The organism is Nocardiopsis sp. iso_25 (genome assembly GCF_056173305.1).
Genome location: NZ_CM149667.1, coordinates 722,599 through 735,191, shown reverse-complemented (window position 1 = coordinate 735,191; position 12,593 = coordinate 722,599). Strand labels below are relative to the sequence as shown.

Annotated in this window: 10 protein-coding genes and 1 pseudogene; 5 read left to right on the top strand and 6 right to left on the bottom strand. The window is 71.2% G+C overall.

From position 1 onward, the window contains the following. Positions 1–38 precede the first annotated feature (38 nt). From AC0VX6_RS03440 to AC0VX6_RS03430, 3 genes and pseudogenes are all read right to left on the bottom strand, one after another. Positions 39–134, bottom strand: a pseudogene (locus AC0VX6_RS03440) (flavodoxin); the annotation flags it as partial. A 67-nt stretch (positions 135–201) separates the two neighbouring features. Further along, positions 202–732, bottom strand: a complete 531-nt coding sequence (locus AC0VX6_RS03435; protein WP_475467359.1) for a PH domain-containing protein — start codon at positions 730–732, stop codon at positions 202–204. Between the two features lie 271 nt (positions 733–1,003). Further along, positions 1,004–1,462: a flavodoxin family protein gene (locus AC0VX6_RS03430; protein WP_274976159.1), complete on the bottom strand. Its 459-nt coding sequence runs from the start codon at positions 1,460–1,462 to the stop codon at positions 1,004–1,006. A 104-nt stretch (positions 1,463–1,566) separates the two neighbouring features. Between AC0VX6_RS03430 and AC0VX6_RS03425 the strand changes: the two genes are divergently transcribed. From AC0VX6_RS03425 to AC0VX6_RS03405, 5 genes are all read left to right on the top strand, one after another. Then, entirely contained in the window at positions 1,567–1,920 is a 354-nt protein-coding gene (locus AC0VX6_RS03425; protein WP_274976158.1) for a hypothetical protein, read from the top strand. A gap of 316 nt (positions 1,921–2,236) precedes the next feature. Then, positions 2,237–3,079 carry a nitrilase-related carbon-nitrogen hydrolase gene (locus AC0VX6_RS03420; RefSeq protein WP_274976157.1) on the top strand — a complete coding sequence of 281 codons (843 nt, stop codon included), beginning with the start codon at positions 2,237–2,239 and terminating at the stop codon, positions 3,077–3,079. Positions 3,080–3,090: 11 nt separating this feature from the next. Continuing rightward, positions 3,091–4,500 carry a dihydropyrimidinase gene (hydA, locus tag AC0VX6_RS03415; RefSeq protein WP_274976156.1) on the top strand — a complete coding sequence of 470 codons (1,410 nt, stop codon included), beginning with the start codon at positions 3,091–3,093 and terminating at the stop codon, positions 4,498–4,500. A 15-nt stretch (positions 4,501–4,515) separates the two neighbouring features. Continuing rightward, the gene (locus AC0VX6_RS03410) at positions 4,516–5,526 is read left to right on the top strand and encodes a TIGR03842 family LLM class F420-dependent oxidoreductase (protein ID WP_274976155.1); all 1,011 of its coding nucleotides are present in this window, start codon (positions 4,516–4,518) and stop codon (positions 5,524–5,526) included. A 371-nt stretch (positions 5,527–5,897) separates the two neighbouring features. Further along, a complete protein-coding gene (locus AC0VX6_RS03405; RefSeq protein WP_475467358.1) occupies positions 5,898–7,472 on the top strand; it encodes an NCS1 family nucleobase:cation symporter-1 in 1,575 nt (524 codons plus the stop codon). Between the two features lie 28 nt (positions 7,473–7,500). On the opposite strand, the gene AC0VX6_RS03400 is transcribed toward AC0VX6_RS03405, so the two are convergent. From AC0VX6_RS03400 to AC0VX6_RS03390, 3 genes are all read right to left on the bottom strand, one after another. Further along, positions 7,501–7,638, bottom strand: coding sequence for a hypothetical protein (locus AC0VX6_RS03400; RefSeq protein ID WP_274976153.1), 138 nt, complete (start codon positions 7,636–7,638; stop codon positions 7,501–7,503). 127 nt (positions 7,639–7,765) lie between these two features. Continuing rightward, on the bottom strand, positions 7,766–8,776 hold the full coding sequence (gene galE / locus AC0VX6_RS03395; RefSeq protein WP_274976152.1) for a UDP-glucose 4-epimerase GalE: 1,011 nt from the start codon (positions 8,774–8,776) through the stop codon (positions 7,766–7,768). A 74-nt stretch (positions 8,777–8,850) separates the two neighbouring features. Further along, positions 8,851–12,345, bottom strand: coding sequence for a bifunctional glycosyltransferase/CDP-glycerol:glycerophosphate glycerophosphotransferase (locus tag AC0VX6_RS03390; protein ID WP_475467357.1), 3,495 nt, complete (start codon positions 12,343–12,345; stop codon positions 8,851–8,853). Between the last annotated feature and the right edge of the window lie 248 nt (positions 12,346–12,593).

Here is a 12,593-nt window from a genome sequence, read left to right as displayed (position 1 = left end):
CGGCCGATCCGGGGGCCGTTCCACGTTCCGAGGACGACTCACCCCTTACCGAGGGCGGCGAGCGCGGTGACGGCGCCCAACTCCCAGCAGGCCTCGCGGTCCTGTGCGCCCGGTCGGTCCGTCACGGTGACCGGCGCCTCTCCGTGTAGGCGGCAGGGGATGCTGACCGTCTTCCGATGAAAGACTCCGCGCCCGGCTCTGTCAGCCACCGAGGTAGTGGATCGCGATTCCCACGAAAACGTGTACCTGGGTGATGGCGAGGACAACGAGGCAAACACGGCCCGGGAAGCCCTCCACCTCCTCGATTCCGCGCGTGCTGCCCGGCGCGTCGGCATACCGCGCCCGCCAGCGCTCGACCCGGCGCACCGCTCGTCTGTGGTGTCGGTAGCGAATCAGCTCCCCTCCCAAAGACCCTCCGTACTGGAGATTGGAGGCCGTCGTCCCATCACTGGCACCTATGACAAAGCGGCCACGCCCCTCAGCGTCCAACGTCACCACATGCCTCCAGGGGACGAAGTGCCGCGATACGAAGTCCCTCAGTTCAACGCCCTCCGCGGATAGCCTCACCCGGGGATAGAAACTGAGCATGTAGAAAAGGGTGATCATCCCTCCGAGCAGCGGGCACATGATCCAGAGGTCGCTGCTGGAGAAACCGTGCCGAACAGCCTCCTCCCACGACAGAGGAAGATGGAGCGGCACAACCATCGCCATACCGAAGGCCCCCAGGGCCACGTAGCCTCCGCTGCGGAAGGTAGCCGTTCTTCTGTCTTCAGGCGTTCTCGCCCAGGAAGTCGGGGATTCCTGCATGGGGGATGTCCATTCCGTACCGTGAGCGCCACTCCAAGAAGCGCCAAGGGCGATTAAATATGTACAAACTACCCTAAATGTAAGTGAAAGCTCCCTTTTCCGGCTTCCCGCCCGCTCGTCCGCCGCCGTGGCGGCGGGTTCGCCGGAGCGGCCCGCGAGCCGCGTACGTCGGAGCCCGTGACCCGTGCGGGTCGGCTCAGGCACGCTCCAGGGCGGCGAGCGCGGTGACGGCGCCCAGTTCCCAGCAGGCCTCGCGGTCCCGTGCCTCCGGGCGGCCCGTCACGGTGACCGGCGGGCGGTGCCGCCGCCACCCCATGCCCTTGGCGATCGACTCGACCGCCCGGACCGCGCCGGAGGCGTCGTCGTCCCCGTGCACGTACAGCGCGTAGGGAAGCCCCTCAGTCGCCCCCTGGGCGGGGTAGAAGACGGTGTCGAAGAAGTGTTTGAGGGCGCCCGACATGTACCCGATGTTGGCCGGGGTCCCCAGGACGACGGCGTCGGCGCCGAGCAGGTCGCTGGCCGTGGCCGACAGCGCCGCCTCCGCACGCACCTCGACCCCCTCGATGTCGTCGTCGCGGGCGCCCTCCAGGACCGCCTCCAGCAACTGCCGGGTCGCGGGCGAGACCGTGTGGTGAACGATGAGCAGTCGTGCCATGTCCCCCACACTAGGAGGCGGCGGCGCGCCACCGCCGCCTCCCGCACGGCGCCACCCGGCACCGGCGCTCAGCCGACGCCCGCAGCAGAAAGCCAGGCCCCGCCATGAGCCAGCCCCCGCACGGTCCCGGTGACGGATCCGCGGACCGCGACCAGCCGCCCATGGGCCCTCCCCCCGGAGGCATGCCGCCCACCGGCTGGCAGCCTCCCCCGGGGCCGCCGCCCGCGCCCGGCTTCGCCCGTCCGGGCCCTCCCTCCCCCGGGGAGCCCCGAGGCGCCAAGGAGCACTCCCCCTGGCTGTTCCTGAGCCTGGGCTGCGGCGCCCTGTTCCTCATCGGGATCGGCCTGGTCCTGCTCATCGTCTTCGTCTTCGACGACCGCGCCGAGCGGAGCGAGGGCGCGTTCGGACCCCTCGGTGTCGGCGGCGCGTCCGTCACCGGGGACCGCACCGCCGCCTGACCGCGCGGCGGCCGGGGGGGGAGTGTGTGTCCTCATCCGAAATTCAGCGGGAAAAAGCCGGAAAACATGTCATTTCCTCTGAAATTCCGCGTGCCACAGAAAGGACATCACACCCCGCAAGGGCACGATCGCGCAATTCCTTCACCCGGCCGCGCGCGGAGAACGCGGATGTCGGACATTGACCGGCCATTCGACGTTACCTAAGGTGCGACGGCACGCGCACCACCCGCTCGCACCACCGTGCCAGCAGGACACACGCGGACGTAACAACCGTTCTCGCCCGCCCCGGCGGCGCACACGCAGGAACGAGGAACACATGCCGCACAACGTCCGTGCCGCACTCGTCCAGACCGAATGGACGGGCGACACCGAATCCATGCTCGCCGTCCATGAGAAGCACGCGCGCGACGCCGCCGCACAGGGCGCGCGGGTGATCGGTTTCCAGGAGGTGTTCAACGCCCCCTACTTCTGCCAGGTGCAGGACCCCGAGCACCACCGCTGGGCCGAGGCCGTCCCCGACGGCCCCACCGTCACCCGGTTCAGGGCGCTGGCCCGGGAGCTGGGCATCGTCATGGTCCTGCCGGTCTTCGAGGTGGAGTCCCCCGGCTTCTACTACAACACCGCCGCGGTCGTCGACGCCGACGGCAGCTACCTGGGCAAGTACCGCAAGCACCACATCCCCCAGGTCCACGGCTTCTGGGAGAAGTACTACTTCCGCCCCGGCAACCTCGGCTGGCCCGTCTTCGACACCGCCGCCGGACGCATCGGCGTCTACATCTGCTACGACCGCCACTTCCCCGAGGGCTGGCGGGCCCTGGGGCTGGCCGGAGCCGAACTGGTGTACAACCCGTCCGCGACCAGCCGCGGCCTGTCCGCCCACCTGTGGAAGCTGGAGCAGACCGCGGCGGCCGTGGCCAACGCCTACTTCGTCGCCGCGATCAACCGCGTGGGCGTGGAGGAGTACGGCGACAACGACTTCTACGGCACCAGCTACTTCGCCGACCCGCGCGGGCAGTTCGTCGGCGACGTCGCCTCCGACACCTCCGCCGAACTGGTCGTGCGCGACCTGGACCTGGACATGGTCGACGAGGTCCGCCGGCAGTGGGCCTTCTACCGCGACCGCAGGCCCGACGCCTACGGCCCGCTGGTCCAGGGCTGAGGGGGCGCGCCATGGCACGACGCACCGTCATCCGCGGCGGCCTGGTCGTCACCGCCGCCGAGGAGACCGAGGCCGACGTCCTCGTGGAGGGCGAGAGGGTGGCCGCGCTCGCGCTGCGCGGCAGCGACGCCGCCCGGTCCTGGGCCGACAGCGGCGCCGAGGTCATCGACGCCGCCGGGCACTACGTCGTTCCCGGCGGGGTGGACGGCCACACCCACATGGAGATGCCCTTCGGCGGCACCTCCTCCTCCGACACCTTCGAGACGGGCACCCGGGCCGCCGCCTGGGGCGGCACCACCACGATCGTCGACTTCGCCATCCAGCGGCCCGGGGAGCCGGTGCGCGCGGGCGTGGACGCGTGGATGGCCAAGGCCGAGGGCAACTGCGCGGTGGACTACGCCTTCCACGCCGTCCTCTCCGACGTCAACGCGTCCTCGCTCGGGGAGATGGACGCCCTCGTCGACGAGGGTGTGACCTCGTTCAAGCTGTTCATGGCCTACCCGGGCGTGTTCTACAGCGACGACGGCCAGATCCTGCGAGCCATGCAGCGCGGCGCCGCCAACGGCGCGCTGACCATGGTGCACGCCGAGAACGGCATCGCCATCGACGTGCTGGTCGAGCAGGCCCTGGCCGAGGGCAGGACCGACCCGAGGTACCACGGTGAGGTGCGCAGGGCCCTGCTGGAGTCGGAGGCCACCCACCGCGCCGTCCAGCTCGCCCGGGTGGCGGGCGCGCCGCTGTACGTGGTGCACGTCTCGGCCCGGGAGGCTGTGGAGGAGCTGGCCCGGGCGCGCGGAATGGGGCTCAACGTGTTCGGCGAGACCTGCCCCCAGTACCTGTTCCTGTCCGCCGACAACCTCGCCGAGCCCGGCTTCGAGGGCGCCAAGTACGTGTGCTCCACACCTCTGCGGCCCCGGGAGCACCAGGAGCATCTGTGGCGGGCGCTGCGCACCAATGACCTGTCCGTGGTCTCCACCGACCACTGCCCGTTCTGCTTCACCGGGCAGAAGGACCTGGGCCGGGGCGACTTCTCCAGGATCCCCAACGGCATGCCGGGGGTCGAGCACCGCATGGACCTGCTGCACCAGGCCGTGGTGGAGGGCCGCATCGGCAGGCGCCGGTGGATCGAGATCGCCTGCGCCACCCCGGCCCGCATGTTCGGCCTGTACCCGGCCAAGGGCACGATCTGCCCGGGTTCGGACGCCGACATCGTGGTCTACGACCCCGGCGCCGAGCACGTTCTGTCGGCCGAGACGCACCACATGAACGTGGACTACTCGGCCTACGAGGGCAGACGGGTCACCGGCCGGGCCCGCACCGTGCTCTCGCGCGGCCGGGTCGTGGTGGACCGCGGCTCCTACCTGGGCGAGGCCGGGCACGGCCGGTACGTGCCCCGGTCCACCTGCCAGTACCTGGTCTGAACGAGAGGGCAGCACATGGACATCGGACTCGTCCTCCAGACCGACCCGCCCGCCGACCTGCTGGTCGAGCGGATGGTCCGCGCGGAAGGGTACGGCTTCACCCACGGGTGGACCTTCGACTCGGTCGTGCTCTGGCAGGAGCCCTTCGTCGTCTACAGCCGGATCCTGGAACGCACCGGCGGCCTGGTCGTGGGGCCCATGGTGACCAACCCGGGCACGCGCGCCTGGGAGGTGACCGCCTCGCTGTTCGCCACCCTGAACGACATGTTCGGCAACCGCACGGTGTGCGGGATCGGGCGGGGCGACTCGGCCATGCGGGTGGCGGGCCGCCGTCCCGCCACCCTGGAACGCCTGTCCCGGGCGATGCGCGCGATCAAGGACCTGGCCGAGGGCCGGGATGCCGACGTGGACGGCGCGGCCCTGCGCCTGCCGTGGGTGCGCGACGGCTCCCTGCCCGTGTGGATGGGCGCCTACGGGCCCCGGGCCCTGGAACTGGCGGGCCGCCAGGCGGACGGTTTCATCCTCCAGCTGGCCGACCCCTACCTGACCGAGTGGATGGTCAGGGCGGTGCGCACGGCCGCGGCCGACGCCGGGCGCGACCCCGACGCGGTGACGGTGTGCGTGGCGGCGCCCGCCTACGTCACCGACGGCTCCGAGCGGGAACTGGCCCACGCGCGGGAGCAGTGCCGCTGGTTCGGCGGCATGGTGGGCAACCACGTGGCCGACCTGGTCGCCCGCTACGGCGACTCCTCCGACGCGGTCCCGCGGGAGCTGACCGACTACGTCAGGACCCGACAAGGCTACGACTACAGCCACCACGGCCGGGCGGACAACCCCGACACCGCGTTCGTCCCGGACGGCATCGTCGACCGGTTCTGCCTGGTCGGGCCGGTGGAGGAGCACGTGCGGAAGCTGGAGCGGCTCCGGGAGGCGGGCGTGGACCAGTTCGCGGTGTACGCGATGCACGACGACGTGGACGGGGTCATCGACGCCTACGGGCGCCACGTCGTCCCTGCCGTGTCCTGACCCGCGCCGCGGGGCCGCCGGGGCGCGGGCGACCGCGCCGTGGCGGCCCCGTCCCCGGAGCGGAGGGCGGGAGGGGGCCGGGGCTCGGAAGGCCTCGGCCCGGGACCGGCGCACCGGTCGGGGACGGCCCGGACGGGACGGCGTCCGGGCCCGCTCCCCCGCCGCACGGGGGCCTCCCTTCGGGGCGGACGGTCCGGCGGTAACCCTCCCGACCCGCCCACGACACCTGTGCGCCTCGTGACGTGCGAGGATATTCGGCGGCCCGGAACGAATCCGGACTTTTCGCCGCGCTTCCAGGGGTTCCCCCGGTGGGCCCGGCAGTGCTTCGCATCCCCCGCCCTCCCCGTCCGCCCGCCGAGACCAGGTGACCCGTGACCCACAGCCCGACCCCGCCGGAACCCTCAACCGTCACCCACCCCGACGGCCGGGTGTCCCTCGCCGAGGGGACCGCCCTGCCCGAGGGCCCCTACGTCAACGCCGACCTCCAGCCCGTCCCGATGTCCCGGCGCACCTGGGGCACCGGCAGCTTCGGCGCCCTGTGGGTGAGCATGTCGGTCAGCATCCCGGCCTGGACCCTGGCCAGCGGCCTGATCGCGGCGGGCATGGACTGGCGCCAGGCCATGCTCGCCGTGGTCCTGGGCAACCTCGTCGTCCTGCTGCCCATGGTGCTGACCGGCCACGCGGGCGCCAGGTACGGCATCCCCTTCCCCGTGTTCGCGCGCGCCTCCTTCGGCCTGCGCGGCGCCAACCTGCCCGCGCTGCTGCGCGGCGCGGTCGCCTGCGGCTGGTACGGCATCCAGACCTGGGTCGGCGGCCAGGGGGTCTACGTCCTGCTCGGGCGGCTGCTCGGCGACGGGTGGACGGGGGCGGCGGCGCTGGGCGGCCAACCGTGGACGCTGTGGCTGTCCTTCGGCCTGTTCTGGGTCGCCCAGCTCGCGATCATCCTGTGGGGCATGGAGGGCGTGCGCCGGACCCAGGTGTGGGCCGCGCCGCTGATGATCCTCGGCGGCGTCGCGCTGCTGGCCTGGATGGCCGTGGAGGCCGGGGGGCTGGCCCCGATGCTGTCCCTGGACTCGGGCGAGCCCCTGGACTGGGGGCCCTCCTTCTGGGCGCTGTTCTTCCCGTCGCTGATGGGCGTGATCGGCTACTGGGCGACCCTGACCCTCAACATCAGCGACTTCACGCGCTTCTCGTCCTCCCAGCGCGCCCAGGTGGTGGGCCAGTCGCTGGGGCTGCCCACCACGATGACGCTGTTCTCGCTGCTGGCCGTCATGGTCACGGCGGGCACCGCGGCCGTCTACGGCGAACCCCTGTGGAACCCGATCGACGTCGTGGCGCGGATGGACAGCGGGATCGGCCTGCTCTTCGCGGTCTTCGTCGTGCTGCTGGCCACGGTCTCCACCAACATCGCGGCCAACCTGGTCGGTCCGGCCTACGACCTGTCCAACCTCCGGCCGCAGTTGATCAGCTTCCGCGCCGGGGCGATCACCACCTGCGTGCTCAGCGTGCTGATCATGCCGTGGCGGCTGCTGGAGAACGAGAGCGTCTACATCTTCACCTGGCTGGGCACGGTGGGCGGCCTCCTGGGCACCGTGGCGGGCATCCTGCTCGCCGACTACTGGCTGCTGCGCCGCACGCGGATGAACCTGCCCGCGCTGTACGAGCGCGGCTCGGAGTACTGGTACCGGCACGGGTGGAACTGGCGCGCCCTGGTGGCCTTCGGCGTCGGCTCGGTGCTGGCCGTGGGCGGTTCGCACTCCCCCGAGGGTTCGGGACCCTTCCCGGCCGAGGGCCTGATCCCGTTCTTGGCCCCGCTGGCGGACTACGGGTGGCTCGTGGGGCTGGCCAGCGGCCTGCTGCTGCACTGGGGTCTGGGCGTGCTCCTGCCCCACCGCGACGCCGGGGAGCGGGCCGCGAGGAGGGCGCAGGGGGCCTCCGCCGGCTGACCGGGGCCTCGCGGCGGACCCTTCGGGGTCAGTCCCGCCGGGTCCACTCCTCGTGGGCGGGCCCGGCCGTCGGCGGGAGCCCGACGCCGAAGGCGCCCTCGTCGTCGTAGAAGTGCTCTTCGCCCTCCTCGTACTCTTCGAGCTCTTCGTCCCAGTCGTGTTCCATGCCCGGTTCCGCCCTTCCTTCGACATCGTCTCGTCGACGCTCGGCGCTCGGAGAAGGTCGTCCCGGCGGCGGGGCGCACCGGAGGCCGGGGAGCGCGGAGGACGGCCTCACTCCGCGCTCCGCGGCGTCACCTGTAGCCGTCGGGGTTGGCCGACTGCCAGCGCCAGGCGTCGGCGCAGGCCTCGGCCACCGTGTGCTCGGCCTTCCAGCCCAGTTCGCGGTTGGCCAGTCCCGGATCGGCGAAGCAGGTGGCGATGTCGCCGTCGCGGCGCGGCCCCACCCGGAAGGGGATGGTGTGGCCGCAGGCCGCCTCGAAGGCGCGGATCGCCTCCATGACGGAGGTGCCCGTCCCCGTCCCCAGGTTGAAGGCCCTGAGCCCCTTCTGCGAGGCCAGGTGGTCGAGCGCCGCGACGTGCCCCCGGGCCAGGTCCACCACGTGCAGGTAGTCCCGGACCCCCGTGCCGTCCTCGGTGTCGTAGTCGTCGCCGAAGACCGTCAGCTCGGGCAGCGTGCCCGCGGCGACCTTGGAGATGTAGGGGAAGAGGTTGTTGGGGATGTCGTTGGGGTCCTCCCCGATGAGGCCGCTGGGGTGGGCGCCGACCGGGTTGAAGTACCGCAGCACGGTGATCCGCCAGTCGGGCGCGCTCACCGCGAGGTCCTCCAGGATCCTCTCGCCGAACAGCTTGGTCGCGCCGTAGGGGTTGGTCACCCGCAGCGCGCTGCCCTCGGCGATCGGCACCGTCTCGGGGTCGCCGTAGACGGTGGCCGAGGAGCTGAACACCAGGTCGCGCACCCCGGCGCGGTCCATCGCCTCGGCGAGCGTGAACAGGGCGTCCAGGTTGTTGCGGTAGTACCGCAGCGGCTGGCTGACGGACTCCCCCACCGCCTTGAGCCCGGCGAAGTGCACCACGGCCTCGATGCCGTGCTCCGCCAGGACGCGCTCGACGACGCCGCGCTCGGTGCAGTCGCCGCGCACGAACGGGATCCGCGCGCCGGTGATCCTCTCGACCCGGCGCACCGCCTCCTCGCTGCTGTTGACCAGGTTGTCCAGGACGACCACGTGGTGCCCGCGCGCGACCAGCTCGACCGCCGTGTGGGAGCCGATGTACCCGGCTCCTCCGGTGAGCAGAATCCTCAAGGCCCTCTTCACCCTCCCTGTCGCGGGGCCGCGCCGGACGGCACGGCCCCTGCCTTCCCCCGAACCCGTCCGGTTCAGAGGAGCTTGCCGAAGACCTGCTCGACTACCCGGGCCGCGGCCTTGCCGTCGTCCAGGGGGCAGAACTGGTTCACGAAGGCCTCGTACCGCTCCCTGTGGGCCGCCTGGACGCCGTCGATGTCGCGGATCGAGTCGATGACCTCGTCGGAGGTGCGCAGCAGCGGGCCCGGGGCGGTCTCGGCGAAGTCGAAGTAGAACCCGCGCAGGCTGTCGCGGTACTCCTCCAGGTCGTAGGTGAAGAACAGCATCGGGCGGCCGGTGTTGGCGAAGTCGAACATCAGCGACGAGTAGTCGGTGATGAGGATGTCCGTGACCAGGAACAGCTCCTGGATCTCGGGGTAGGCCGAGACGTCGAAGACGAAGTCCTTGCCCACGTTCGGCACCCGGTCGACGATGTTGGGGTGCCTGCGGAACAGCAGCACGTGGTCGTCGCCGAGGGCGTCGTACAGCCGCCGCAGGTCCAGGTGCAGGTCCAGCTTGTACTTGCCGGCGGAGTAGAACTTGTCGTCGCGCCAGGTGGGCGCGTACAGGATGACCTTCTTGCCCTCCGGCAGGCCCAGGCGCTCGCGGACCGTCTCCGTCACCGCCTCGCGCTCGGGGCGGTGGAAGATGTCGTTGCGCGGGTAGCCGGTCTCCAGGATCTCGTTCTCGAAGCCGAAGGCGCGGCGCAGGATCGGGGTCGCCCAGGGGCTCGGGGAGACCAGGTAGTCCCACTGGTTGGTCTCGTGCCGGAGCCGGTCGTGGTAGTTGCGGCCCGCGAACTGGACGTGCTCGATGTCGAAGCCGATGCGCTTGAGCATCGATCCGTGCCAGGTCTGCACGACCTTCTGCCCGGGCTGCTTCTCGAACCACATGGGCAGGTGGGCGTTGGAGACGATGAACTCCGAGCGCGCCAGCGCCTCGAAGTACTCGCGGCTCGTGTGCCGGACCTCGGTCAGCCCCGGGGGCAGCGTGATCTGGCGGTTGCGCACCATCCACGACATCGGCGTCTCCACACCGCGCCGCCGCAGCTCCTCGTACATGTCACGCGGGCTGTCGGAGAACTGCTTGCCGGTGTAGCTGTCGAAGACGATGCCCGGCTGCACCGGCTTGCGGCGCAGCTTGGGGTAGACCTCCTCGCGCAGGACCTGCTGCGCGTAGGACCCCTGCTCCTCCGGACGCAGCACCGAGCCCAGGCGCAGCACGGGCCATCCGCGGCCGTCCGGCTTGAGCTCCAGGTCGAAGCCGCCCTCCTTCTCGGGGGCGGGGAACTTGGCGGTGCGCAGCTCCTGCGAGAAGCCGATCCGGCGGTCGTCCCACTGGTTGTCGCCGGTGGCGGTGCGCAGCAGGAAGCGGTAGTTGCCGGGCGTGAGGGGCACCTTCGTGCCGAAGTTGGGGATCGCGGTGGGCGGGACCGAGGCCGAGAACCTGCCGTCCGCGGCCTCCACCGGGAACAGGTGCTCCTCCATCCGGCCGACGGCCTTGACCACCAGGGAGAGGTCTCCCGTGGAGGTCTCGGGGAAGTCGCCTCGCAGGTCGAGGACGTCGTCGTCCCAGGAGACGGCGGTGAGCAGGGGCTGGGGCCGCTCCACCCGGACCCTGGTCCGCCCGGCGAAGTCGGGGAGCACCCGCACGCTCAGGCCGGAGTGCGCGTAGCGGCCCTCGGGGCCGTCCTCGGCGAAGGGGATCCACCGGGAGCGGCCGGAGCCGTCCCTGAGGTGGACCGACCAGTCCTCGTAGGGGTCGCTGCCCGCGACCGCGTCCCGCTCCCGGTAGCCGTCGGTGAGGGCGGCCAGGTCGGCGAGCACGCGCACGGACGCGCCGTCGGTCTCCACCTTCGCGGGGACCTCGACGTCGCCGGGGAAGCGCTGGACGTAGGCGCTCAGGCCCTCGGCCGGGGTTCCCGTCGCCCGGCCGCTCAGGACCAGGGAGGAGCCCTCGACGGCGGAGCCGTCGAGGACGACCGCCGGGCGCTCGACGGTCAGGCGCAGCTCGAAGTCGTCCACCCAGTGCGGGCGGGCCCACACGCCCGGCCGGACCTGCTCGGGGCCGAGCATCCGGACGTCGGCCGCGGCGGGCTTCTTGAGGCGGTCCACACGGCGGAAGCCGCGGTTGACCACGCCCAGCTCGACGTACCAGTCGCCCTCGTCCCCCAGCTCGGCTGGGTCGATGACGATCCGGTAGCCGCCCCAGTCCTTGCGGGAGGTGGCCACCGTCGGGGCGAGCCGGAACTCGTTGGCCTGGTGCGTGGTCGTGTTCAGCCGCACGCGCCTGCCGTCCTCGGCGTTGACCGCCCAGGCGCGGACCTGCTGCTGGAGGCGCTTGTTGGGCCGCAGGTACTTCAGGCAGACCCGGCCCCCGACCACCAGCTTGCCGTCGACCCAGGCGAGTTCCTCGGCCTTCTGGCGGAGCTTGAGCTCCGAGCGCACGCGGTAGACCGAGCGCGGCACGCCCTGGGCGGGGTCGTCCTTGAACGGGTAGTCCGCGTAGTAGCGGATCCCGTGCCGGACGATCTTGGCCTTCTTGTGCTCGGCACTCTTGTTGAAGACGATGACCTCGCGCAGCTGCTCGACCTTGCGCTGCCGGACGAGGTGCCACTTGAGGCGCTCGATGGCGGGGAGGTCGCGCAGCACCTTGTCGTCCACCTGGTCCAGGTAGGCGTTGCCGAGCTCGACGAGCCTCTGCTTGAAGTCCGCGTCGGCCCGGTCCAGCACCTGGAGGAAGAGGCGCAGGTCGCTGCCGAGCGCGACCGCGTCCCACCGGCGCTTCTGGAGGGGCGGCTGGTTCTCCCTGAGGAAGTCGCTGACCTTGGTGACCGCGCTGACGCGGTCCTCCAGGGCCTGGGGGCGCAGCCGGTCCTGGGTGATGGACTTGTCGTCGCTGGGGCGCTCGCGCCAGAGGTAGACGGGCGCGGAGAGCACGTCCACCGACTCGGCGAGGAAGTGCAGGGGGATGGCCACGGGGATGTCCTCGTGCAGGACGCCGACGGGGAAGGTCATCCCGTGCTTGTCCCAGAAGGAGCGGCGCCAGACCTTGTTGGTGGCCAGCCGGTCCACCAGGAGCGTGTCCTCGCGCGTGATGTGCGTGCCGGTCTTCGCGGTGCGGAAGATCCTGCGGTGCATGGGCGACTGGCGCGTGCCCAGCTCGTTGAGGCGGTGGACGTTGCCGCTGGAGAAGTCCGAGCCGCTCCGGCGCAGGCTCTCCAGGTGGTAGCCGAACGCGTAGGACGGGATCACGTCGTCGCTGTCCACGAAGGTGATGAAGTCGCCGCGCGCGTGCTCGATGCCGGTGTTGCGGGCGGCGCCCAGGCCGCCGTTCTCCTGCTGGATCAGCCGGAAGCGGGGGTCCTGCTCGGCGTACCGGGCCGCGATGGCCGCGCTGCCGTCAGGGGACCCGTCGTCCACCATCACGACCTCGAGATCGTCCCATGTCTGCACCTGCAGGGAGCGCAGGCACTCGTCGAGATACCTCTCGACGTTGTAGATGGGGACGACGACACTGAGTGCGACCACAAATGACTCCAAGGCTCCGCGGATCCGAACACACCCGTCGCACAGCGGAGGTCGCGCCAACGCGCGCCCGGTCTACCGGGTGTGGGGGGAGGGTGGATCAGGCTCCCGCTCCTGTCAGCCCGCAGAGACGGAACGACCGACAGGACAGGACAAGGTGGGCAAAGTAGAACCCAGGTTAACCCATGACTTCAAACCGTCTGGAATTGCGTGAACTTCCTCCCCGCCCGGACGGGAGGGCGCGCACCGGG

Coding starts and splice junctions, on each gene's coding strand:
- AC0VX6_RS03430 (WP_274976159.1), bottom strand. CDS start 1,462: ATGGCACGACTGCTCATCGTTCACCACACGGTCTCGCCCGCGACCCGG.
- AC0VX6_RS03425 (WP_274976158.1), top strand. CDS start 1,567: ATGAGCCAGCCCCCGCACGGTCCCGGTGACGGATCCGCGGACCGCGAC.
- AC0VX6_RS03420 (WP_274976157.1), top strand. CDS start 2,237: ATGCCGCACAACGTCCGTGCCGCACTCGTCCAGACCGAATGGACGGGC.
- hydA (WP_274976156.1), top strand. CDS start 3,091: ATGGCACGACGCACCGTCATCCGCGGCGGCCTGGTCGTCACCGCCGCC.
- AC0VX6_RS03410 (WP_274976155.1), top strand. CDS start 4,516: ATGGACATCGGACTCGTCCTCCAGACCGACCCGCCCGCCGACCTGCTG.
- AC0VX6_RS03400 (WP_274976153.1), bottom strand. CDS start 7,638: ATGGAACACGACTGGGACGAAGAGCTCGAAGAGTACGAGGAGGGCGAA.